This is a genomic window from Leisingera sp. XS_AS12 (genome assembly GCF_041224635.1).
In the GTDB taxonomy this organism is placed as follows: domain Bacteria; phylum Pseudomonadota; class Alphaproteobacteria; order Rhodobacterales; family Rhodobacteraceae; genus Leisingera.
In genome coordinates this window covers 20,153-44,792 of the sequence record NZ_JBGFGM010000061.1, presented here as the reverse complement: position 1 = coordinate 44,792, position 24,640 = coordinate 20,153, and the positions used below count along the sequence as shown (strand labels likewise).

Sequence of the window (24,640 nt, the reverse complement as noted above, 5' to 3'; positions counted from 1 at the left end):
TGGGAAACCGCGCCGGGAAGGTGAGACCGGCCTCAGTTCGGCGCGGAAATGGATTGAAACAGGTAGCCATCGAAGGCCGGATCATCGACGTCCGACAATTCCATCAGGGTCTCGCGCACATGCGCCAAATGCTGCCACATGGCGGCCCGCGCCGCGGCGCTGTCCTTGGTCCGCAGGGCGGCCAGGATCCGCTGGTGATCCTCCAGCCAGTTGCGGCGATAATCCGCATCAAAGATGCGGTCGTGCAGCTTGGCCCACATTGGGCTTTGGTCACGTTTGCGCCATAACTCATGCACCATATCGACCAATACGCTGTTTTGCGTGGCTTCTGCGATCAGACGGTGAAACAGCTCGTCGCCGGAATGGTCCGTGCTCCCAGCCTCGATATCGGCCCGCTCCATCTCCAGCGCTTCGCGCATCCGGATGATGTCGTTCTTGGTCACCATCTCGGCGGCAAAGGCAGCGATCGAGCTTTCCAGAAGCTGCCGCGCCTGCAACAGTTCGAAGGGGCCGATATCATCCCGGACAGGCGGTGCGGCGGTGGCCGAAGATGCCGCCAGATAGATACCAGAGCCCTTTCGGACTTCTACCAGCCCGTCGATCTCCAGCATGATCAGCGCTTCGCGCACCAGCGAGCGCGAGACCGACAGGCGCTCCGATAGTTGTCGCTCCGGCGGAAGCCGGTCACCGACCGAAAGCCCGGCATCGCGGATCATCCCCCGAAGCGCCTGCGCCACATCCTGGTATCGCCGATATTGGCTCATGCCTGATCCCCCTTGGTTGCTGCCGCCGCATCCCGATCCTGCGCAGCGCGTTCAGCGTAGTACGCAGCAAGCGTATAGAAGGCGGGTTTCCTGGTTTCCTTGTCGGCGGCAATCAGCCCCTTGCGGTTCCAGCCGCGCTGAAAAATGCCCTGACGCCGCTCCACTCTAAAGTCATAGAGGATCCACGGAGACATGCCCTTGATGTAGTCGAGTTCGCGAAGCGTAGCGATCTGCTTGCGATAGACTTCATCCTGATAAGCAAGACTGAACAATCCACGTTCGGGGCCTTGATCCGTGTTATCGCCGTCTGCCCCGGTTTCGGAGATAACAACAGGCCGATCCGGAGCGGAGTTGCGGCCGATAACACCCAATTCTTCGAAATTCTCTTCGTACCAGCCATAGTATTCATTGAGCCCAATCACATCAATGTGGGCCGCCAGCCGGTCTTCGATCCTGAGTTTGGCATGATTGACCAGGCAAGCTGCAGAGGTGAGCCGGGTCGGATCTTCGGACTTGGCCAGATCCGCCAGCCCACGCATGAAGTCGAGCCTTGCATCGGTGTCCGGATTTTCATTGCCGACCGACCAGATGATGACGCTGGCACGATTGCGGTCGCGCCGGATCAGTTCGCGCAACTGGTTCTGCGCGTCACGTCGCGTCGCCGGGTTGGCAAAGTCGATGGCCCAATAGACCGGTACTTCTTCCCACAGCATCAGCCCCAGCTCGTCGGCAATTTCGGCAGCGCGTTCGTGATGCGGGTAATGTGCCAGACGCAAATAGTTGCAGCCCAGTTCCTTGGCATGTGCAAAGCGACGGCGAATGTCCGCGTCTGAGGTCACTTTTCCGAGGGTTTCGTCATCCTCATGCACCGAGATGCCCCGCAGGAAAATCGGGCGACCATTCAGCAGTATCTCGGTCCCCTCCCGACGGATGGTGCGGAACCCGACACGATCCCGGATTTCGTCCTCACCAGCAGTCAGGCGCACTTCGTAAAGCTTGGGAGTTTCCGGCGACCAGAGCTCCGGCGTTGCAGAAATCGCAATCTCGCCCTTGCCATCGACTAGCGGCATGGCCACATCCACGCCCAGCTCCGGGATGGCAAACCGGGCCAGATCCACCGGGCCGTCAACCTCGGCAGAGACACGGATCTCGTCATCGTCAAGGCGCACGAACAGGTCGCGGATCACTGTGGATGGCAAATCGTAGAGCGTCACCTCGCGGTAGATGCCACCGTAGTTGAACCAATCCGTGTTGCGCATCGGAACGCGGTCAAGGGTGCGCGTGTTGTTCACGCAGAGCATCAGCCAATTCCGGCCGGGTTTCAGCGTTTCCGTCAGCTCCACGCAAAACGGGGTCGAGCCGCCGTAGTGATTGCCGAGAAATTCCCCGTTCAGGAAGACCTTGCAGTCATATTGCGCCGCGCCAACACGCAGGATCTGGCGGCGGCCTTCGGACGGCGTATGGGTCAGCGCCCGCGTGTACCAGGCAGACCCTTCGAAGAAATACCACTTATCCTTTTGCATCTGCCAGCAGGAGGGCACAGGCACCGTTTCCCCCATGTAAGGATCGTAATCCCAGGGTTCGATCCGATCTTCCGGTGCCTCCGGCAGCATGGCGAACCACTTCTGCCTGAGGCCGGTGTCCAGCAGATCGACACAGAAGTTCCAATCCCCGTCCAGCGACTGCCCGTGGCGGCCGCGGGTAAAGATCAGCGTGTCGGCGTTCAGCGACTGCGTGTTGAAGGGCCGATCATAGTCTTCGTCATGCAGCGCCTGCAGCGCATTATCTGCCAGTTCGGAGCGTTCTAACATTGGTGCCTGTGCCTCTGCCGGTTATTGTGCCGCTTTGATACGATCGATCAGCTCGGCGAGCTTTTCCGATTTCGCAGCGACTTCCTCATGCATCGGCAGAACGGCCGCCGCAAAGGGTGCCTTGTCGACCGTATGGATGTTGACGTTCAGCGACGCCTTGGCCTCATCGATTGCCGCATCCGAGGCCGCATTCCACGCCTTGCGGTGCGCCGCCATCGATTCAAGCGCGGCCGTGCGCAGAGCCGCCTGCTGCTCCGACGTCATCGCGTCCCAGGCACAGTTGGAGATCACGACGACAGACGGGATCATCGTGTGTTCGTCCAGAGAAAAATCGCTGACAACTTCACCATGGCGGGCAGTCGTCAACGCCGTAGGATTGTTTTCCGCGGCATCCACGACGCCTTGCTGCAAGGCGCTGTACAGCTCACCCCAGGAGATCGGCGTAGGGTTGCCGCCCAGCAGCTCCACCATGCGGATCGCCGAAGGGCTGGGCTGCACCCGCACCTTTACCCCCTTCAGGTCGTCGGGCGACAGAATGGGCTTTTGGGCATAAAAGGAACGCGCGCCCTCGGTATAGAAGGCGACACCGCGAAACCCCTGGTCGACAGAGGCGTTCAGGATATCCTGGCCGATATCACCGGTAATGACCGAATTGAAGTGCTCTTCTGAAGAGAAGATATACGGCAGGTTCAACGCAGAGTAGCTCTCCTCGAAGGCTTCAAGCTCGGACGCGTTGGACCGCGCCATTTCCAGGGCGCAGTTCTGAACCAGTTCCATGGATTCGCGCTGGGTGCCCAGCTGCGCATTCGGGAATATCTGGATCTTGATCTCGCCATCGGTGAGTTCTGCCACACGATCAGCCATCACCTGCATGGAAACATGAACCGGATGATCCGGCGGATTGTTGTGGTTCAATTTCAACGTTGTCGCGCCTGCAAGCCCAGCCGATGCGGCCAGCGCCAGCGCAGACAAAGCGGTCGTGAATGTCTTGGTCATGGTCTCTCCTCCCGTGGATTTTGGTCTGACATACCCAAATTGGTCAACCAGTATGGCGAGAAACTTCACCAGATTCGAACTTCAGTCAACCAAAACCTCTATTTCGGGACCGAATTCTCAAAAGCCCATACCGATCACCACAAATTGGTTGACCAATATGAATTCCTGCGCAAGGTTCTGACGCAGGACTGGCCAGCCAGTGAAAGGGAGGAAGCCAATGACATGGATCGCAACACCTCGTGAAAACGGGGAGGGCTGCATATGAGACCCTTTGTCGACGCCTTTCTCAAAACCGTTATTTCAGTGATCTTCGTGGTGCTGGTGGCCTGCGTCAGCTGGCAAGTTATCAGCCGCTACATTCTTGGCACCCCCTCCACGGTGACGGATGAGTTGGCCCGATTCCTGTTCATGTGGCTGGCGCTGATCGGCGGAGCCTACACGATGGGACTGCGGCGCCACCTGGCGATCGAACTGCTGACCCAGAAGCTGACCGGACGTGCGCGGGCGCTCTCCGAGGGCTTCGTCCTGCTGGCTGTTGCGGGGTTCGCGGGCATGGTGATGGTGAAAGGGGGAGGGCAACTGGTCATGAAGACCCTGGCCTCCGGTCAGGTCACGCCCGCCCTGCAAATTCCCATGGCCTATGTCTACGGTGCCATTCCATTCGCGGGTGCAGTAATCCTCTATTTCTGCGCGATTTTTTCATTTGAGATTTGGCGCAACGGCCCGTCTGATCCGGATGCGGCCCGCAACGGCGCGCCGGTCGGCGGACCTCTGGACTAAGGCAACGGCATGACCCAATCTATCTTTCTTCTTTTCGGCAGCTTTGCCGTGCTGATGTCTCTCGGGGTGCCGATTGCCTTCAGCATCGGTATCGCAACTACTGTCACCTTCCTGTTGTTCATGGGCCTGGACCAGTCACTGTTCATTGTGGCCCAGCAGTTGGCGTCCGGTCTCGACAGTTTTACCCTGCTGGCAATCCCCTTCTTTATCCTGGCCGGAAACATCATGAACCGCGGCGGCATTGCCATGCGGCTGATCAATTTCGCCAAGGTCCTCGGCGGCAGACTGCCCGGTGCTTTGGCCCATTGCAACGTGATCGCAAACATGATGTTCGGCTCAATCTCCGGTTCGGCCGTTGCCTCGGCCGCGGCCGTGGGCGGGGTGATGGCGCCGCTGCAGAAAAAGGAAGGGTACGATCCGGCATTCTCGGCTGCGGTGAACATCGCCTCTTGTCCCACCGGACTGCTGATCCCGCCCTCGGCGACACTGATCGTCTACTCGCTGATCACCGGCGGCACCTCCATCGCAGCCTTGTTCGTGGCCGGCTATCTGCCCGGTATCCTGATGGGACTTGGCCTGATGATCGTGGCCGGCATCATCGCCAAGCGTCGCGGCTATCCGGTCGCGCCGCGCCCGGATCTGGCTGAGGTCTGGGTCGCCGCCCGTGATGCGGCGCTGCCACTTGGCCTCATTGTCATCGTCATGGGCGGCATCATCTCCGGGGTGTTCACCGCGACCGAAGCCTCGGCGGCGGCCGTGCTCTACACCCTGTTGCTGGCGCTGGTGTGGTACCGCGAGATCACCCTCAAAGATCTGCCTGCCATCCTGATCGACAGCGCCGTCACCACCTCGGTCGTGCTGCTGATGATCGGCGCCTCTATCGCCATGAGCAGGGTGATGGCCTTTGGTGGCATTCCCTTCGCGATTTCGGACTTCCTGCTCAGCCTGTCCGACAATCCTATCGCGATCCTGCTGGCGATCAACGTGGCGCTTCTGATCGTCGGCACCTTCATGGACATGACGCCGGCCCTGCTGATCTTTACGCCGATCTTCATGCCGGTTGTCAAAGGACTCGGGATGGACCCGGTACATTTCGGCGTGGTGATGACGCTGAACCTGTGCATCGGCATCTGCACCCCGCCAGTCGGCTCGGCCCTGTTCGTGGGCTGCTCGGTCGGGGGAACATCGATCGCGCGGGTCATCCGGCCCTTGTTACCATTTTACGCACTGCTGTTCGGACTGCTGATGCTGGTGACCTACGTCCCTGAAATCAGCCTGTTCCTGCCGCGTGTTCTGTTGGGATATCAATAATGAAATGCCTGAAATCCTGGTCTCTGGAGGCGGAGACCCCAACCGGCGTCACCTTGCGCGTCGAGGGACGTCACCTGCTGCATATTCATGTCCTGGAGCCCACGCTGTTCCGCGTGTCTCTGCAAAAGGATGCGGCGTGGCGGCTGAATCGCACCTGGACAATCGCGCCGGAGGGCAAGGCCCCATGGCACGGACGCAGCCGCGATGATCTCACAGGGTTTTCCTGTCCCCCCCCGGAGGTGACCACCTCCGAGAGCGAGATCACTGTCGCCACGGACACCTTGCGGCTGCGGCTGTTGTCCCCGTTGCAGATGATCTGGGAGGCCAAGGTCGGAGGCACCTGGCAATGCTTTGCAAAGGATCGCGCCACCGGCGGCATCCACCTGGGCCTGCGCGATCACGCCCACGCCCATTTCCTTGCCCGCACGGCAGGCGAACCGGTCTTTGGCCTTGGCGAGAAGACCGGTCCCTTGAACCGCGCAGGCAAACGCTACGAGATGCGCAACATCGATGCCATGGGCTATGATGCGGAAAGCACGGACCCGCTTTACAAACATGTTCCTTTCACCATCACCCGAACCTCGACCGCCGGGTGCTGGTCAATCTTCTACGACAATCTCGCCGGGTGCTGGTTCGACCTTGGCAACGAACTCGACAACTATCACGCACCCTACCGCGCCTATCGGGCCGAAGACGGCGATCTGGATTTCTACATGTCCTGGGCGCCGCAGGTTCTGGACCTCGTCAAACGTCAGGAACAGCTGACCGGCGGCACCGCCTTTCCGCCGCGCTGGAGCCTTGGCTACTCCGGTTCAACGATGTCCTATACGGACGCGCCAGACGCACAAGCCCAGCTCGAAGGCTTCCTCACCAAGATCGCCGAACATCGAATTCCCTGCGACAGCTTTCAGATGTCCTCTGGCTATACCTCCATTGGCAGAAAGCGTTACGTGTTCAACTGGAACGACGACAAGATGCCCGATCCGGAGGGTATGGCCTCGAAATTTGCGGAACTTGGCGTGCATCTCATCGCGAACATCAAACCCTGCCTGCTGCAGGACCATCCGCGATATGCAGAGGCAGCGGACGCTGGTCTGTTCATCCACGCCAGCCCGGAAGCGGACGCAGACGCTGGCCCCGAGATGTCCATGTTCTGGGATGACGAGGGTTCACATCTGGATTTCACCAACCCGGCTACAATTGACTGGTGGAAATCGAACGTCACCTCGGCGCTGTTGACGCGGGGCATCGGGTCCACCTGGAATGACAACAACGAGTATGAAATCTGGGACCGCCACGCCCAATGCGCGGGCTTTGGCGAGAGCATTGATATCGCGCTGATGCGTCCGGTGATGCCCATCCTGATGACCCGCGCCTCCATGGAAGCGCAACAAGCACATGCCCCTCGAAAGCGCCCCTATCTGATCAGCCGCTCCGGCGCGCCGGGATTGCAACGCTATGCGCAGACGTGGAGCGGCGACAACCGCACCGACTGGAAGACGCTGCGCTGGAACCAGCGCACCGGGCTGGGGATGAGCCTGTCAGGCTTTTTCAACATCGGCCATGATGTCGGCGGTTTCTCCGGCCCCCGGCCGGAACCGGAACTGTTCGTGCGATGGGTGCAGAACGGGATCTTTCACCCTCGTTTCACCATTCATTCCTGGAATGAAGATGCGACGGTCAACGAGCCCTGGATGTACCCCGAGGTCACCGATCAAATCCGGGCGGCGATCCGCCTTCGCTATCGCCTGATGCCATATCTCTACACCTGCATGTGGCAAGCCGCAGAGCACAGCGAGCCCATGCTTCGACCACTGTTCCTGGACTTCGGCGATGACCCGCAAACCTGGGAGGAGGGGGACAGCTTCCTTCTTGGTCGGGACCTTCTGGTCGCAACCGTGCTCGACAAGGGGCGTGACACCCATGCGGTCTACTTGCCCAGACACGCCAACGGCTGGTGGGACTTCCACGCTGGCACCTGGCATGCCGGAGGTCAGTGGCTGGAGCTTCCAGTGACGCTCGACAGCATCCCGCTGTTCGTGCGCGGTGGTGCGGTGATCCCGATGGGCGAGGGCGCCGACCGCGCCGCCCCGGAGGCTGAAACCGGGCGCGTGCTGGCCATCTTCCCGGCCCCCGGAGAGGGATGCCATGGCAGCCTGATGTACGAGGATGACGGGGTGTCCTGCGACAGCGACTGGTGCCTGACCCATTTCGAGGTGTCCTGCGACACCGACAGCATCAGCCTGCGCACCCGCCGCGAAGGTCCCGGCAGGCCGGTCCTGCCGGAAGCGGACCTGCTGCTTCCATCCGGCGAGTCTCGCACATTGAAGACAGCAAGAAGGATCCCCCTGTGACCAGCATGCGCATTTCGTGCTCCTATGACCGCACGGCCCTTCGTCCACGCATTCTGCACCTTGGCTTTGGCGCCTTTGCCCGCGCCCACCCGATGGTGTACCTGCACCATGGGCTGGCCGCGGCGGGCGGTGACTGGGGCGTCGTGGCGGCTCGGCTGAATTCAGGCGTTGACGCGCTTGACGCGCTCGATCAGGCTGATGGTCTCTACCACGTTGCCGAAGCGGATGGTGACACGATCACCCTGCGCGAAATCGGAGTGTTGACCGGCAGTTGCCATCCCGTCCGCGACGGCGCCGCGGCCTTGCCCGCGCTGATTGCCTCGGCCTCCATGTCGTTGATCCTGTTGACGATTACCGAAAAGGGCTATTGCACCAAAGCTGGCGCGCTCGACGTCGACCATCCCGGCATTCGCGCCGATCTTGCGGGCGGGGCGCCGTCAACGGCGATTGGAGTGATTGTTGCCGGGCTGGCGCAACGTCGCACCGCGGTCCATGGCGGGCTGACCATCCTGTCCTGTGACAACCAGCCACACAACGGCGCGCTGACGCGTGCGGCGGTTCTGGATTTTGCCGGGGCACTGGACCCGGAGCTGGCGCATTGGATTTCCACTCATGTGCGGTTTCCTTCCTCCATGGTCGACCGCATCGTTCCGGCAATGACCGACGATGGCCGCGCCGTAATCCGTGATGCGCTGGATGCAGAAGACCCGAACGCGATCCTGTGCGAACCTTTCCGCCAATGGGTGATCGAGGACGATTTTGCCGGAGACATCCCCCCCTTTGCTGCAGGCGGAGCGCTGTTGGTACCAGATGTACGGCCCTTTGAAGAGATGAAGTTACGGCTTCTGAATGGTGCGCACACGACGTTGGCCTGGCTTGGGCAACTGCTTGGGCATGAGACTGTCTCGGACTGTATACAGGACAATGATCTGCGCACTGCGCTGCGTCACTTGATGCTGGCGGAACAGGCCCCGACACTGACACTGCCGGGCGGGATTGACATTGTAGCCTATGCCGATGACCTGCTTACGCGCTTTGCCAATCCCCGGCTGCGCCACAGGCTGGCACAAATCGCCATGGACAGCAGTCAGAAAATGCCCCAACGCCTGCTGGCGCCCATCGCACAAAACATCGCAGCCGACCGAGACTGCAGCATCAGTTCCCTTGCCCTAGCCGCGTGGATCAAGGGTCTGCGCGACCTCGCCCCGATCGACGATCCGCGGCAGGCCGAGTTGTATGCGGCCGCGGCCTCGGACACGCCCGTCACCTCCGTCCTCGCGCTGCCCGGCCTGCTACCGGAGCCGCTGCACGATTGCACGGTGCTAACCGGTCCGGTGCTGGAGGCCTATGCGCGCCTCGAAGAGACTGGCGCAACAGCAACTCTTGCCGCAACGCTCACCCATGTTTCACCTGCCGAGGCTGCGCAATGACTGCCTTTCTAAACAGTGATTTTCTGCTCGACACCGCCACTGCACGGCACCTGTTTCACGAAATCGCCAGTGACCTGCCGATCGTCGACTACCATAACCATCTGCCACCGGCCGAGATTGCCGCGGACCGTAAATGGGACAACATCGGCGAGATGTGGCTGGCCTTCGACCACTACAAATGGCGCGTCATGCGGTGGGCCGGAGTGGATGAGGCTCGTGTCTCCGGCAACGCCAGTTGGCGACAGAAATTTGACGCCTTTGCCGAGGCCATGCCTCGAGCAGTCCTCAACCCTGTACATCACTGGTCGCATCTCGAGCTCTGGCGCTACTTCGACCTGACTGGAACCGTGTTGTCGCCGACGACCGCAGATCATGTATGGCACGCCACCAATGCCCGCCTGTCGGAGCCGGGCTTCACGGCACAGGGTTTGCTGCGCCGAATGAACGTAGAGCTCGTCGGAACCACCGACGACCCGCTTGACGACCTGACGCATCACGCGGCCATGAAGGGCGCGGACATCACCGTTGTGCCAACCTTTCGGCCCGATAAAACGGTGCAGATAGAGGCGTCCGGCTTTGCCGGTTACATCGAGCGGTTGGAGGCTCTCACGCATCCGATCCGCAGCTTCGAAGATCTGGTCGCGGCCTTGCTCCTGAGATTGGATCATTTCGTCGCCCACGGCTGCCGGGCGGCAGATCATGGCATCAATCACCTCGATGTAGGTGACATTCCGAGCGCCGCCGCTTTGGATGCGGCCTTGCGCACCGCGCGTGCAGGCCAACCTGTCACGCCCGAGCAGGCATCCGGCCACAGGGCGGCGTTGTTCGACGCCTTGGGACGTGCCTATGCGGCGCGCGGGCTGGTGATGCAGTGCCACATGAATGTGGTGCGCAACGGCTCCACCCGGCTGTTGCAGGCGATCGGCCCGGATGCCGGGGGGGATTCACTGCGTGACACCGATATGGCCGGGCCCTTGAACGTGCTTCTCGACCGGCTCGACCGCGACGGGCAACTGCCGCGCATGGTGCTCTATGGGCTGGATCCGGCGCGCAATCCGGTGCTGGTCGCCACGGCGGGCACTTTTCAGGACGGCTCGGTACCGGGCAAGATACAGGCCGGATCCGCCTGGTGGTTCAACGACACGCTGGACGGCATGGAAAGCCAGATGCGCACGCTGGCGCAGGTTGGCCTGCTGTCCACTTTTCTGGGCATGCTGACGGACAGCCGCTCTTTTCTGTCCTTTCCGCGCCACGAATATTTCCGTCGACTGCTCTGCGGCATGATCGGGCGCTGGTCCGAAACCGGACATCTGCCCGATGACCCCGAGGCGCTGGAGCAACTGGTCCGCGGGATTTGCTACGAAAACGCCAAGGCCTGGTTCATCGATCCCAGGTAGCCCGTTCGGCACATACGCGACCTACGTCGCCAATACTGACGACCCCATGCACAGGGGCCGTCAAAAGCCGCTGACGCTCGGCAGCCATGTCGACAGGAACGGCAGGAAGGTAATCAGCAGCAGTGCGACGGCCAGGGCGAGAAAAAATGGCGGCATTTCCCGTACCAAGGCCGAGGGCTTGAGCCCCACGGTGGAGGATACCACGAAAATCAGGCTGCCGACCGGCGGCGTGGCCAATCCCAGTGTCAGATTCACGATCACGATAATCGCGAAATGGTTCGGGTCGATCCCCAGGGCAAAGCTGATTGGCGCGAGGATCGGCACCAGGATCATCACCCCCGGCAGCGGATCCATGAACAGGCCAAAAAGCAGCAACAGCAGGTTGACAGCCAACAGGAAGACAATCGGGGACAGGTCCCAAGAGATGATCGTCTCTGCCAGAAACTGCGGCACGCTTTCGATGATCAGCACCCAGGCAAAAGCCCGGGCGGCGCCTAGAATCAACAGCACCGCTCCGGACGTCAAAGCTGCTCGCAGGACAATCCCCGGCAGATCGCGCAGGTGCAGTGAGCGGTAGACGAACATGCCGACAAGCAGCGCGTAGAACACGGCGATGACGGACGCTTCCGTTGGGGTGAAAACACCAAAGCGGATACCGCCCACAACCAGCAGGATCAGCAACAACGCCGGCACGGCAAAGAATGCAATCCGCCCAATTTCGGCCAGCGTGGGCATTGGCTGCCCGGAAGCGTAGTTGCGGGCTTTGCTGACGCGGGCATTGGCCAGAAGGATCAGCAGAGTGATCAGCAGTCCCGGCAAGACCCCCGCCATGAACAGCGAGCCGACCGAGACTTCCTTGTCCTGCATGGCATAGATGATCATGGTGATTGAAGGCGGGATGATCGGTCCCACGACCGAACTGGCGATTGTCAGCGCCCCGGCATACGGGCGGTCATAGCCACCTTTTTCCATCATGCGAATCATCATCGTACCCGGGCCGGCGGCATCGGCAAGCGCACTGCCTGAAATGCCCGCGAACATCGCCGAGCTGACCACGTTGGCATGGCCCAGACCACCGCGCAAATGGCCGACGAATGCCTGCGCCAGACGCAAGATCGCAAGGGTCACCGCCCCACCAGTCATGATCTCGGAGGCGAGGATGAAGAAGGGCACCGCCAATAGCGGGAAACTGTCAAGGCCCGCAAACATTTCCTTCACCACCACCAGATGCGGGTAATTGGAGGCAAAGGTGATGGCAAGAAACACCGAAATCGCCATCGCAAAGGCGACCGGCAGTCCAAGCGCCAGCAGCACGAACAGGGCAGGGAACAGGATCTCAGCCATTCGCACCTCCGGGCAAAGCATCCGGCCCATTGGCATTGGGGTCCAGCGACCGGTAACGTCCCGCCTCGATGAACGGGCGGGCAATCAACAGCAGATGCAGGATCAACAAGGAAAAGCCGACCGGCATTGCCGCATATACGTACAAAAAGGGCAGGCGCAGCGCGGGCGTGACCTGGTACTGCATCCGCTCGGCGTATTGCCAACCGACGTGCACCATGAACGCAAAGAACAGCAACAGCATCGCAACGATCGCCGCCCGCAACATCCGTTGCCCGGCCTGCGGCAGGCTATCCTGGAGGTTGGTGATTGCGACGTGGCCGCCGATACGCAGGATCAGCCCCGCACCAATAAATGTCAGCCAGATCATCAGGTAACGTGCCGCCTCGTCAGCCCAGGGCAGTGAATGCGAGGTGAGGTATCGCAGCGTGATGTTGCTGCCCACGGTGAGTGCCATGGCCGACAGCATCAGGATCAGCACCCATCCATTGAGCGCCACAAAGAGGTTTTCCAGCTTTTTCACGACTTCCCCGCCACCGAAAAGGTGTCGGCGCCGGAGGGGCGCCGACACGCACGTATCACTTGAATGCGACGATCGCGTTCACCAGATCCTTGCCGTAGGTCTCGTAGTACCCTTCATAGGCGGCGCTGATGGACTCCTGGAACGCGGCTTTCTCGTCCAAAGACAGGGCGTTGATTTCCATGCCGCGGTCCTTCAGCGTCTCGACGCCGCTGGTCTCAACATTGTCGACATAGCTACGCATTGCCTCGGTGGCCGCGGCAGCAGCCTTCTCAAAGGCGGCTTTCTGCGTCTCGTCCAGACCTTCCCAGAACGGCTTGGACACCAACAGCATGGCCGGGGAATAGACGTGACCGGACAAGGTCAGATATTTCTGCACTTCATCCAGTTTCACCGAAACGATAACCGACAGCGGGTTTTCCTGACCGTCAATGACGCCCTGTTGAAGCGACGAAATCACCTCCGGCCAAGCCATCGGTGTCGGAGCGGCGCCCATCGCGTTGAACGCGGCGAGATGCACCGGATTTTCCATGGTTCGCAGCTTCAGCCCCTCGGCATCGGCCGGAGTATGGATCGGGTTTCGGTTGTTGGTGATGTGGCGGAAGCCCTGTTCACCCCAGGCCAATCCGTGCAAGCCAACATTATCGAATTTGGCGAGGATTTCCTGACCAATCGGGCCATCCAGCACCGCGCGGGCATGCTCCAGATCGCGGAACAGGAAGGGAATGTCGAAAACGCCTGTATCCGGGACGAAATTCGCCAGGGTACCGGACGAAACGATGGTTGCCTCGATCGTTCCGAGTTGCAGCCCCTCAATGACTTCCCGTTCACCGCCCAGACCGGAGGAGGGGAAGTGCTTGAACTCAAACGCATCTCCCGTTTCAGCCTTCAGAACCTCCTCGAACTTCTGGGCCGCAACGCCATAGTGGCTGTCAGGCGCAAGCGCATAGCCGATCTTCACTTCGGTCTGGGCAAATGCCGGTAAACCGGCGGCAATGAGCAAGCCGACCGTGGCCAGCCCGCGATACGCGAAAGTCATTGAAATCCTCCCTCTAAAGGTTGTTAATTGCTACACAAGGCAATTTTTTCTGGCAACCCCAGGGGTTGAGGCTGCCGATCCTGTTTTCAGGCCGTTTCGCCCTTGCGAAACAGCTGCACAAGTTCGGGGACATAGGCCTCGCCCTGGCCAGCTTCCACCGGCGCTTTCAGGGCCTTGGAAATACCATCGGCAACCGTTTTTCGCGCACCGGAGGCCTCCGACATCCCACGATAATAATCAATATCTTTCAATGCGTTCGACACAAAGAAGGGCAGCCCCTCGCGATCCTGGTCAACGATGTAAGGGGCCAGCCGCTCCAGCGCGACACTCGCGCCACCACCTTGCGCCAGCACATCGACAAACACCTGCGGATCAATCTCGGCATCCGCAGCCTGTGCCGCGGCCTCGGCCAGCAGCGTCATGAAACCCACCGACACATAGTTATGCAACAACTTGAGCCGGTGACCATGACTCAGCGGGCCAACGTGATCGACCTTTTCGGTAAAGGCAGCCAGCACCGGACGCACCGTTTCCAGCGCCTCTGTCGCACCACCGACCAGCAGATTCAGCGTGCCTTCATGGGCGTGTTTCGCCGTGCGCGTCATTGGAGCATCAATGTAATCGCCACCTGCCTGACGAATGATTTCGGCCATGCGCAGTGTCGTCTCCGGCAGCGCTGTAGAGCAATCCACCACAACGGCACCGGGCTTCAGCGCCGAGGCAACACCTTCTGACCCGGCCACGATGGCCTCGACCTGCGGTGAGCCGGTGACACAAAGGATCACGACATCCGACTTCGCCGCAACCTCGGCCGGGCTGGCGCAGGCGCTGGCACCGAGGCCAAGGATTTCCTCCGTTGGCTGGTTGCCGGGGTGATCGAGGAAGCTCAGGCTGAAACCGCCCTTCAAAAGGACGTTGCGGGCGATACCATGCCCCATAAGGCCAACGCCGATGATACCTACATGCATTTTATGCTCTTTCCGTCTTAACGTGGGGGCGCTCGAAGCCAGACCTCAGTCCGCGTTGATCCAGATCGCCTTGGTGTCGAGGTATTCTTCCATGTGCTCGGTGCCACCTTCCCGGCCATAGCCGGACATTTTGACACCACCAAAAGGCACGGCAGGATCGATTGCATGGTACATGTTCACCCAGACCGAGCCTGCCTTCAGACGGTGGGCAAGCTTGTGCGCCGTGCCCAGATGTGTCGAGAATACACCTGCAGCCAAGCCATATGGAGTCGCGTTGGCGCGCTCGACGACCTCGTCGAGGCTGTCAAAGGGCAGGGCCGAAATCACCGGTCCGAAGATCTCCTCACGGGCAACGCTCATGTCGTCGGTCACGTTACCCAGAACGGTAGGCTGGAAGAAGTGCCCGCCCTGCAGCTCTGGCCCGTCGGCACGGGCTCCCCCCGTCAGAACCGTGGCCCCCTCCTGGGGGCCTGCCGCCAGATAGCCGGCGATGCGTTCTGCCTGGCGGGCGGAAATGATAGGTCCGATGTCGGTATCTTCCTCGATGCCATGACCAATCCGCAAGGACGCGGCATAGTCGGCAACCCGGCGCAAAAACTCGTCGTGGATCTCGCGGGCGACGAAAAGCCGCGAGCCTGCAATACAAATCTGCCCCGAGTTGGCGAAAACGGCCATCGCGGCCACCGGCACGGCCTTTTCGATGTCAGCGTCCCGGCAAACGATTACCGGCGACTTGCCGCCAAGCTCCAACGACACCCGCTTGAGGTTGCCAGTGGCTGCGCGAGCGATCGCCTGGCCAGTTGCGGTCGACCCCGTAAAGACGATCTTGTCCACCCCGGGATGTTCCGCAAGGGCGGCGCCGGCCTCGCTGCCCGTACCGGTCACGATATTCAGAACGCCGTCCGGCAACCCGGCTTCCTGCATGATGCGGGCAATCATCAGAACAGTCAGCGAAGCTTCCTCGGACGGCTTCAAAACGATGGTGCAGCCCGTGGCAATCGCAGGCGCAATCTTCCACACCGCCCCCGCAATCGGTGCGTTCCAGGGAATGATGGCCCCGACAACACCAATCGGTTCGCGCACCGTCTGCGAATAGATCTCACCCGGGAAAGAGTTGGGAATCGTGGCTCCATGGATCGCCACCGCCTGACCGGCATAGAAACGCAACATACCCAGCACGCGACGGCTGTTGGCGAGGGTGCGTTGAATGGGCATCCCCATGTCGAGCGTATCGGACAGGCACAGGGTCTCCCATTCGGCCTCGAAGCGCTCCGCTATGCGCAGCAATAAGGCCTGACGCTCAAATGGCGTCCATTTCGACCAAGGCCCCTCAAATGCCTTGCGGGCAGCCGCCACCGCCGCGTCAATGTCTTCACGGCCGCCACGCGGGACGGTTGCAAGCAGACTGCTATCGGCCGGGTTTCGGGCCTCGATCACTTCGCCGGAGCGCGCTTCGCACCACTGACCGTCGATGAACATCCGGCGAAATTCGCCCTTGTAGAGACCAGCCGCGGCTGAATTCCAGTCCTTCATTGCGTGTAACCCTGTCTGATACTGTTGTGCGTTGGCTTCCGAAAAGGCCGCGCTCGGCGCCGGATTGGACGCCACGACGTTGTACTCCGATAGGTTGCGGCATTACAAGTTAGTATACATGCTAATTACCATTCGCTCGACGGCCGCCAAGTGTGATCACACTGGTCCCGGCAACCGTTGCGGCTGCTACACCACGTAAAATGTGCCGCGAGAAGATAGCCCCGGGCTGCGACTTAGCGCACCGGTGGTCACAGAATAATAACATAACCATGATTATAGGGTTTCGAGAATATCCAGCCGCGCGTTCCACTCAACTTCGCCTCTTGTCCGAATAAACCAAGGCGCCTTTCGAAGGGAGACGGAATGGAAGCCGTTTACAGCCAACCAGGCCTGCGGGGCCGCGAAAACCGTGTCACGTTCGGTCGCGCGGCCCCAGTTTTATCAGACCTGTCCCGGCAACCACAACACGATAGCCGGGAAGGCAACCAGCAGCGCGATCGTGATTGCGTCAGCAATGAAGAACGGCGTAACACCCTTGAACACGTCCTGCACGCTCAGATCGTCGCGCACGCCGGCGACCACAAAGCAGTTGAGGCCAATCGGCGGGGTAATCAGGCAGAACTCTGCCATCTTGACCACCAGGATGCCGAACCAGATAGCACACATCGGCCCCGACATGCCAAAGGTGCTGTCGGCGGCTGATACCGCTTCCCCGCCGTTCAGAGCCATGACGGCAGGATAGACCACGGGCAACGTCAACAGCAGCATGCCGATCGCATCCATGAACATGCCCAATACCGCATAGGCCAGGAGGATGCAGATCAGGATCAGCATGGGGCTCATCTCCAGCGAGGTGATCCAATCGGCAAAGGCTCCGGGCAGATCGGCAAAGCCAAGGAAACGCACGTAGATCAGCACCCCCCAGATGATGGTGAAGATCATCACGCTCAGTTTGGCGGTTTCGAGCAGCGCATCCTTCAACTCGCGCCAGCGCATGCCGTGACGCAGCGCCATCAGGAAAACCACGAAGGCCCCGATTGCGCCGCCTTCGGTCGGGGTACCCCAAGCGTCGCCACCGAAGGGGTTGTAGACAAAGAAAATGATGGTCACGACAACGAACAGGATCGGCAAGGCTTGCGGCAAGGCGGCAAAGCGCTGACGCCAGGTGAAGCCGGTGACGCGGGGACCGAAGTCCTTGATGACCATCGCCATGCCAACAATCAGTGCGCCGTAAATCAGCGCGGAGAAGGCGCCGGGAATAAAACCGGCCAACAACAGCTTGCCCACGTCCTGCTCGACGATGATCGCATAGATCACCAGGATCGCTGAGGGCGGGATCAGCGAGGCCAGCGTGCCGCCAGCAGCCACCACACCAGCTGCAAAACGCTTGTCATAGCCAATCTTCAACATTTCCGGGATGGCGATACGGGCAAACACGGCCGAGGTGGCAACAGACGCGCCGGACACGGCGGCAAAGCCTGCTGTGGCAAAAACGGTCGACACCGCCAACCCGCCGGGGACCCAGGCCAGCCAGCGTTTGGCGGCCTCAAACAAGGCACGGGTCAGCCCTGCGTAGTAGGCAAGATAGCCAATCAGGATGAACGTCGGGATCAGTGACAGCGCCTGGCTGGAGACCTTGGAATGTGGCACCTGCCCTGCGGTCTTGACCGCAATGGTGAGCGCCTTGCCAAAGCGGGCCGGATCGTAGCCAAACTTGGCCCAGAAGATCCAGATCAGGCCAACCATCCCTGCGGCGGCCGCGGCAAATGCCACCCGCATGCCAAGGACCACCATTACCAAAAGCCCGGCAGAGACGATCAGGCCAATTTCAATCGGTTCCATGTCAGATGTTCCTCAGGTGTCGTGGCCGGAGACGTGTTCCGCCTCCATCGCGGCCTGGGTGGCGGCGTCGGCGATCATCGGGACTGCAACGGGCTGATCTGTTCCGCTGCGAAACGCTGCACCATAGGCCCACAGCTGCAGACACAGACGCAGGCACAGCACACTGAAGGCAACCGGCGCCAGCAGCTTGGCCGGCCACAGCGGCAACGAGATATCCATTGAGCTGTCGGCGCTCCACCACGGCGCGGCAAAATCGAAGCTGCGTTCGAAATGCGCCCAAGAGCCCCAGACCATCAGCAGCATGAGCAACAGCACGGCGGCAGTGGTGATGAATTCAGCCAGATAGAGCGCCCGTCCCTTCAAGGCACCTACGATCATGTCCATGCGGATATGGCCGCCGTCGCGTTGCGTGAAAGAGATCCCCATGAAGGCGATCAACGGCATCGCCTGCTCAATCCAGTCGACGTAGCCCGGCAACGGGCTGTTGAACAGGTTACGCCCGCCAACGGACCCGACCGCCAGTAGCATCAGCGAAAACACCGCCAAGCCACTGAGCAGGGCAAGGGGCTTTTCCAAACGGTAGAGCTTTTGGTCGAGTGAACTGAGACGGCTGTCATCAGTCAGCACAAGGGATGTGCCAGCCATGGCGTGCCTCCATCATTTTTTCAGGACAGCAAAAACAGCCCCGCAGCCGAAGGCTACGGGGCACGGCAGGATTAGCTGCCTTCGGCAATCAGACCGGTCACCAGATCATAGAGTTCCTGGGCAGGGATGCCGCGAGCCGCGTTTTCCGCGATCCAGGCTTCAGCCGCGGGCGCTGCTGCTGCGTCTTTGAAGGCGGCGAGTTCCTCAGCCGAGAACGTCACCTGTTCGATACCAGCGGCCTCCAGTGCAGGCTCCCAGGCATCCAACGTCTTGGACTTGTAGAAGTCGACATAATGCTGCAGCGCTTCGTCCACCGATTCCATCAGCGCCGTGCGATGGTCGTCAGGCAGGCTGTCGAGAGCATCTGTATTGACAACCACCGGGCAATTTACCGTTCCGGGGTTCAGGTTTGTGGTCCACCACGCCCCGTTTTCGAGGGTTCCAAAGGACATGTGCGCGTGCGGCGCAAAGGCAACTGCCTTGACGATACCGCTGTCCATTGCCTGACGTACCTCGGTGGCCGACATCGAGGTGGGAACGGCGCCAACCGCCTCCATCGCCTTGCCGATACCGCCGGTGGCGCGCACGGTCAGCCCCTCGAAATCCTTCAACGTCGCAGGGACGTCACCGGTGCCGACCAGGTTGTACTGCGGCAATGGCGACGGCATCAGCAAGGTTGCGTTCCAGCGCGCCAGGTCCTTTTCAACCGCCGGGTGTTGATACAGGGCCTGCGAGACCGCGATCTCCTGCTCCAGCGAGCTGACGCCCAGGAACGGCAGTTCCAAAACGGTAATGGTGGGATTCTTGTCCCGGTGATAGCCCGCACAGAACTGCGCCATTTCAAACGCGCCGATCGAGATCCCGTCGAGGTTTTCCTTGTTCTTGGACAGACCGCCATAGCTGATGGTCAGGGCGAACTCGCCGCCGGTCTTCTCTTCGACCAGTTCCGCCAGTTTCTCGACGTGTTCAGTAAAGGCCCGGCGTTTGCCCCACAGCGAGACATTCCATTCGGTGGCCAAGGCTTCGGTTGCAAAGGTCGTGGTGAGGGCGGCAAGAGCGGCCCCTTTGAGGTAGTTGCGCACGGATGCTCCTCCCAGATGCATACGGAAATGATTGGGGGAATATTCCAGAAGGTTATGCCGCTGCCTATGAAGGAAAATGCGCGCGTTTCCGCAACCATCCTGCGGATTTCCGCAGGGCGAAAGTCAGAGTAAAGCGCTTTTGTCGAGGCCCAGTTTGACGATCTTCTCGTTCAACGTACGCCGACCAATTCCCAGCGCCTCGGCTGCCGCATCCATGCGCCCTTCATGCGCCTTGATCGCCTTTCCGATCAATTCGCGCTCAAAAGCCGCCACCGCCTCACGCAAGGTATCGGGTACATCATCCGGATGCTGATCGATCCGGATTGCCGACGCCATGCTGCCACCGCCCCTTCGCGCCGCGAGCACCCGGCGCTCGCAGATGCTGCGAAGCTCACGCACGTTGCCGGGCCATTCATGGGCCAGCAGGACCGCGAGGTCATCCTGGGTGATCTCGGGAACGGCGGTTTCGTAGAGCATTGCAAACTTCTCAAGGAAATAGGTTGTCAGCAACGTCAAATCATCACGGCGATGGCGCAGTGGTGGCAGGGTCAGCACCATCGTGTTGAGCCGGAACAACAGGTCCTTGCGCAGCCGCCCCTCTGTCACTGCGAGGTCAACATCCTCATTGGTAGCGGTGACCACGCGAAAATTCACGGGCACCGGCATCTGGCCGCCGACCGGCAAGATCTGCTTGTCCTCGATCACCCGCAGCAACTTGGCCTGCACGTCCAACGGGCAGGAGCATATCTCGTCCAGAAACAACGTACCGCCGGAAGCCGCCAGCAACCGTCCGCCGGGCCCGCCATCGACACCGAACATTTCCGCCTCGAAGGTGGCGGCTGACAGGGCCGCGCAATTCAGTGCCAGAAACGGGGCATCGGCGTTGGGGCCCAGATCGTGAAGCGCTCGCGCTGCAAGCTCCTTGCCGGTCCCGGTTTCTCCGACGATCAGGACCGCGGTGCCGGTGTCCGCAAGGTCCAGAATATCCTGCCGCAGCTGCACGACCGGCGCGGACTGCCCCAACAACACCCGATCAAGCCCCGACAGTTCGAACAGGCGCGCCTTCAGCCGGGCATTGCTTTGCTGCATCCGGTGCTGTTCCGCCGCATGGCGCAGGATGGCCAGCAGGCGACGTGGTTCATAGGGTTTCTCAACGAAACTATAGGCTCCATCCTGCATCGCCTTGACCGCCATGGGAATGTCGCCATGAGCAGAAATCAGCACCAGAGGCGGTGCCTCGGGAGGCAGAACATCCAGCAGCTCAAGCCCGGACATGCCGGGCATGCGCACGTCGGACAAAATGACGTCGGGGCTCAAGGCATCCAGTCTTTCGAGCCCTGCCGAGGCCCGGGCAACCGTTGTGACCTGCCAGCCCGCGGCCTCAAGCAGTTCGGCCAGCGACTGCCGCATGGACCGGTCGTCGTCAATCACCAGAATGCTGAAGGGCCTTAAGCCGTTCATAGTTGGTCGTCCTTCGCTGATGTGGCCGGGAAGGCGACGCGGAATACCGCACCGCCGGTGTCCCTGTTGCGGGCCGTCATGGTTCCACCGTGGTCCTGCACGATACCGGCTGAAATCGCCAAGCCCAAGCCCATGCCACGACCGCTTTCACGGGTGGTGACGAAGGGTTCCTGCAATTCCGCCAAGGTCGCTTCGCCCAATCCGTGGCCGTTGTCCCGGATTTCGAACCAGATGCCGTCCCCCCCAGCCCCGGTCTCGACCTCGATCAGCGGGGCCGCGTGGTCTTCGCTGGCGTCGATGGCATTGCGCAGCAAATTGGTCATGACCTGTTCGATCCGCAAACGGCTGCCCCGGACGCCTCCAAGATCAGGGCAGAGGTCCAGTCGCAACTCGGCTTTGGCGGCTTCAAGATTGGGCGCCACCAACGCGGCTGCGTCGCGCAGCGCTGCGTTGAGATCAACAACCGCGAGGGTTTCAGCATCCGGGGTCGCAAAGAACTTGAGTTGCCGGGTGATGCCCTCCATCCGGTCCACCAGGGCACCGATCCGCGCCGACAGCATGGCGGTATCGATCGGCGCCATCTCGGCTGCCACGAGATGGTTGCGCATGGCGGCAATCGGCTGCCCCAGCTCATGCGTCACCGAGGCAGCCAAACGCCCCAACGCGGCCAGACGACTGGCCCGCTCCAATTCTTCCTGGGTACGCTTCAGGCGCTGCTCCGCTGCGCGCCGTTCCTCGATCTCGCTCGCCAATCTCTCATTGGCGCGGCGCAGCTCTGCCTCCTCTCGCTCGGAGCGTGCCAGCGCGGCGCTGATCCGACGGGCCCGCTGAACCTGAAACAGGATCAGCGCCAGGCCCGCCGCGCAACCGACCAGCAAGGTCAGCAACCAGCTGCGGGCGACCGCACGATCATCACTGGCGAAATAGTGAAGCGTCCAGTCATGGGGGGGAATGGCTGCCGTGAGGTGCAATTGCTCTCGGCCCGTTATCACCGCGCGCTGATCGACGCCCGGCCGCCAGTCCATCGGCTCCAGGCTACGGCCAGGAAACTGTCGGGCGTCTATGATCCGGCGGCGCTGGCCGTCGGATAGCGGGAACAACACCCGATAGCGCCAGTCGGGTTCCGAGGCGAGCAGCACGACACCGTCCTCATTGGCCAATAAAACCTGTTCGCCCGACTTGCGCCAACTCTGTTCCAGTCGGGCAAAACTGATCTTGATGGCGATGACGCCAATTGGCGTTCCATCTGCCCCCAGCACTGCATCGGCAATGAAATAGCCCGGCAGCCCGGTCGTGGTCCCGATTGCGAAGAACCGCCCTTGTCGTCCGCCCAAGGCTTGCTGAAAGTAGGGGCGGAAGCCGTAATTGTGCCCGAGAAAACTGTCTGGTCGGCCGTGATTTGACGTGGCGATGGTCGATCCCGCCACATCCATGAGGTAGATGGCATCCAGCCCGGCCTTGTCTGCAAAACGCCGCAGGCGTTCATTCAGGACATCGGTATTTCCACCTTCGGCCGTCGCCAGAACGGCAGCATCCTGCGCGAGTACATACGTAAGGTGCGAAAACCGGTCCAGTTCCGCCATGACGCTGCTTTGATACAAAGACAGCCGCCCTTCCGCCTTGGCCCGCTCCTCGGAAAGGAAATACACCTCCGAGGCCTTAAAGACTGCGACAGCCAGGACGATCGCGGCAAGAAGAGGTATCAGAAAAGGCAACCTGCGCCGAAACGGCAATGATTGTAGGCGACGCCCCGCCACCAGCCGCGGCTTTGGGGACTGATGTCGACTAACCGTGGTCATCGAACCGTCAGCCGCCCAAGGGCCGGAGACCGCTGCAATGTCCTGCGCTGCCACGGTGCATCATGAGGCCGCCTGAAAATGGGACGCGGGTACCTTAATGTCCCAGTCGATACCGCTGCCATCCACGACATAAGAAACCGGAGCATCCAGCACCGTAGCGGCATAATTCGTTAACACGGAATGCCCGAACCCCGTTCTGGACGGGGTGCCATCAATGCTGATCCCGGTTTCCCGCCACTGGAACTGCAATTCGCCACTGCCGCGATCAATGTCCCAAGATATGGACACCCGCCCCTGCCTCTGCTGCAATACGCCGTACTTGGCAGAATTCGTGGCCAACTCATGTATGGCCATGCCGATGGTCTGAACGGCTTCCGGCTGCAAATCCACATCTGGCCCCGACAGCTGGATATGTTGGTCCGCCTCAACCATCGTGAAGGGTTCCAGATGCTCCGCAACCAATTGGCGGAGCGAAACGCTCGTCCATGCGTTATTGACCAGCAGATCCGTCGATTTTGCCAGTGATGCGAGCCGCGCCCCGAAGCTCCGGTTGAAATCCTGAAGCGTCTCCGCCGTGCGCGCGGTCTGGCGCTGGATCGCGGATACCACGCTCAACATGTTCTTGGCGCGGTGGATGACTTCCCGGGCGATCAGATCCCTGGCGCGTTCCGCATTGCGCACCTCCGTCACATCGCGGTGAATGTTCGAAATCGCGATGACCTCACCGTCCACGTTGCGGATCGGAGCGCAGCTGATCCAGACTTCCCGCCCCGTTCCATCCTTCGCGATCCGCGTTGCTTCGAAATCACGCAACCTGCCCGCGATGATCTCGTCGCGATAACTGGCGACCCGTTTCGGCCAGCCCTCGGGATAAAGCGTTTCAAGAGACCGCCCGAGAATTTCGGACTTTTCGTAGACATAAAGACGTTCCGCCGAGGGATTCCACGTGATGATATTGCCGTCCAGATCATAACTGATCACCGCATCGCTGGTGGAAGCGATCAACGCGGCCATCGCGTTGGAATTGATATAGCCCTGCTCAACCTCCTCCCGCTGGACATGGCGCTTGCTGACATTTCGGTGCTGAACGATCAGGAAACTTTCCTTGCCTCGGAGATACCGGTTTACGGTCAGATCGAACCAGCGTTTCTCGGTCGGGCTGTCGCAGGGGTATTCACACCGGAAGGTTTCTCCGGTTGCAAGCACCGCGGTGAGCCCGTCCGCCACGATCCCCGCGGTGGCGCTCGATGATCCGCAAGCCGATGTGCAAACAGCGAAGTAGTTGCTCCCGACCGAGCACCGTTCTGGATTTCCACCGTTTTCCACCCGAAACTTCTCCCAGGCAGCATTCGCGGCGATTATGTGGCCCGAGGCGTCGAGAACGGCGATTTCGTCATCCAAGGCATTCAGGACGCCCAGTATGTCGGACACGTCGTCAGCCACTAAGGCAGTTTGCATCTAATTATTCCTTGGATTGCGCCGCTTCACCGGACGCGAGTGTGCTGAACCTAGAATGCAGAGCCTAGATGAGAAGCAGCGGACATGCAATTTCCTGCGCCTCGCGAGC

The 24,640-nt window shown here is 60.8% G+C and carries 19 protein-coding genes; 5 read left to right on the top strand and 14 right to left on the bottom strand.

Annotated elements, in window-relative coordinates:
- Window positions 1–32: 32 nt before the first annotated feature.
- From AB9K35_RS02505 to AB9K35_RS02495, 3 genes are read right to left on the bottom strand one after another with little or no spacing between them, the layout of a single operon-like run.
- Entirely contained in the window at window positions 33–764 is a 732-nt protein-coding gene (locus AB9K35_RS02505; protein ID WP_222455659.1) for an FCD domain-containing protein, read from the bottom strand.
- Window positions 761–2,575 (bottom strand): glycoside hydrolase family 2 protein, encoded by a 1,815-nt coding sequence (locus AB9K35_RS02500; RefSeq protein ID WP_369924303.1) that lies wholly within the window; start codon window positions 2,573–2,575, stop codon window positions 761–763. The genes AB9K35_RS02505 and AB9K35_RS02500 overlap by 4 nt, the downstream gene beginning before the upstream one ends.
- A 21-nt stretch (window positions 2,576–2,596) precedes the next feature.
- A complete protein-coding gene (locus tag AB9K35_RS02495; protein WP_222455661.1) occupies window positions 2,597–3,571 on the bottom strand; it encodes a TRAP transporter substrate-binding protein in 975 nt (324 codons plus the stop codon).
- Window positions 3,572–3,832: 261 nt separating this feature from the next.
- Here AB9K35_RS02495 and AB9K35_RS02490 point away from each other — a divergent pair, with 261 nt between their 5' ends.
- From AB9K35_RS02490 to uxaC, 5 genes are read left to right on the top strand one after another with little or no spacing between them, the layout of a single operon-like run.
- Entirely contained in the window at window positions 3,833–4,351 is a 519-nt protein-coding gene (locus AB9K35_RS02490) for a TRAP transporter small permease (protein WP_369924301.1), read from the top strand.
- A 9-nt stretch (window positions 4,352–4,360) separates the two neighbouring features.
- Entirely contained in the window at window positions 4,361–5,662 is a 1,302-nt protein-coding gene (locus tag AB9K35_RS02485) for a TRAP transporter large permease (RefSeq protein ID WP_222455663.1), read from the top strand.
- A complete protein-coding gene (locus AB9K35_RS02480; RefSeq protein WP_369924299.1) occupies window positions 5,662–8,016 on the top strand; it encodes a TIM-barrel domain-containing protein in 2,355 nt (784 codons plus the stop codon). The genes AB9K35_RS02485 and AB9K35_RS02480 overlap by 1 nt, the downstream gene beginning before the upstream one ends.
- A 5-nt stretch (window positions 8,017–8,021) precedes the next feature.
- Window positions 8,022–9,446 (top strand): mannitol dehydrogenase family protein, encoded by a 1,425-nt coding sequence (locus AB9K35_RS02475; protein WP_369924393.1) that lies wholly within the window; start codon window positions 8,022–8,024, stop codon window positions 9,444–9,446.
- Entirely contained in the window at window positions 9,443–10,843 is a 1,401-nt protein-coding gene (gene uxaC, locus AB9K35_RS02470) for a glucuronate isomerase (RefSeq protein ID WP_369924298.1), read from the top strand. Before AB9K35_RS02475 ends, uxaC begins: the two co-directional genes overlap by 4 nt.
- Window positions 10,844–10,903: 60 nt before the next feature.
- Here uxaC and AB9K35_RS02465 read toward each other — a convergent pair whose 3' ends face one another.
- The 11 genes from AB9K35_RS02465 to AB9K35_RS02415 all read right to left on the bottom strand — a co-directional run bounded on the left by AB9K35_RS02465 (window position 10,904) and on the right by AB9K35_RS02415 (window position 24,531).
- A complete protein-coding gene (locus tag AB9K35_RS02465) occupies window positions 10,904–12,187 on the bottom strand; it encodes a TRAP transporter large permease (RefSeq protein ID WP_369924297.1) in 1,284 nt (427 codons plus the stop codon).
- Window positions 12,180–12,707 (bottom strand): TRAP transporter small permease, encoded by a 528-nt coding sequence (locus AB9K35_RS02460; RefSeq protein ID WP_369924296.1) that lies wholly within the window; start codon window positions 12,705–12,707, stop codon window positions 12,180–12,182. The genes AB9K35_RS02465 and AB9K35_RS02460 overlap by 8 nt, the downstream gene beginning before the upstream one ends.
- A 55-nt stretch (window positions 12,708–12,762) precedes the next feature.
- A complete protein-coding gene (locus tag AB9K35_RS02455; protein WP_369924295.1) occupies window positions 12,763–13,743 on the bottom strand; it encodes a TRAP transporter substrate-binding protein in 981 nt (326 codons plus the stop codon).
- An 86-nt stretch (window positions 13,744–13,829) separates the two neighbouring features.
- Complete coding sequence (locus AB9K35_RS02450; RefSeq protein WP_369924293.1) at window positions 13,830–14,711, bottom strand: NAD(P)-dependent oxidoreductase; 882 nt, start codon at window positions 14,709–14,711, stop codon at window positions 13,830–13,832.
- A 45-nt stretch (window positions 14,712–14,756) separates the two neighbouring features.
- Window positions 14,757–16,244, bottom strand: a complete 1,488-nt coding sequence (locus AB9K35_RS02445; protein ID WP_369924292.1) for an aldehyde dehydrogenase — start codon at window positions 16,242–16,244, stop codon at window positions 14,757–14,759.
- Window positions 16,245–16,685: 441 nt separating this feature from the next.
- Window positions 16,686–18,086 carry a TRAP transporter large permease gene (locus tag AB9K35_RS02440; RefSeq protein ID WP_222455672.1) on the bottom strand — a complete coding sequence of 467 codons (1,401 nt, stop codon included), beginning with the start codon at window positions 18,084–18,086 and terminating at the stop codon, window positions 16,686–16,688.
- A gap of 12 nt (window positions 18,087–18,098) precedes the next feature.
- A complete protein-coding gene (locus tag AB9K35_RS02435) occupies window positions 18,099–18,731 on the bottom strand; it encodes a TRAP transporter small permease subunit (protein WP_369924291.1) in 633 nt (210 codons plus the stop codon).
- Between the two features lie 71 nt (window positions 18,732–18,802).
- Window positions 18,803–19,813, bottom strand: a complete 1,011-nt coding sequence (locus tag AB9K35_RS02430) for a C4-dicarboxylate TRAP transporter substrate-binding protein (protein ID WP_369924289.1) — start codon at window positions 19,811–19,813, stop codon at window positions 18,803–18,805.
- Between the two features lie 123 nt (window positions 19,814–19,936).
- Window positions 19,937–21,274: a sigma-54-dependent transcriptional regulator gene (locus AB9K35_RS02425; RefSeq protein ID WP_369924288.1), complete on the bottom strand. Its 1,338-nt coding sequence runs from the start codon at window positions 21,272–21,274 to the stop codon at window positions 19,937–19,939.
- Entirely contained in the window at window positions 21,271–22,923 is a 1,653-nt protein-coding gene (locus tag AB9K35_RS02420; RefSeq protein ID WP_369924287.1) for an ATP-binding protein, read from the bottom strand. Before AB9K35_RS02420 ends, AB9K35_RS02425 begins: the two co-directional genes overlap by 4 nt.
- A 210-nt stretch (window positions 22,924–23,133) precedes the next feature.
- Window positions 23,134–24,531 carry an HWE histidine kinase domain-containing protein gene (locus AB9K35_RS02415; protein WP_369924285.1) on the bottom strand — a complete coding sequence of 466 codons (1,398 nt, stop codon included), beginning with the start codon at window positions 24,529–24,531 and terminating at the stop codon, window positions 23,134–23,136.
- Window positions 24,532–24,640: the final 109 nt, after the last annotated feature.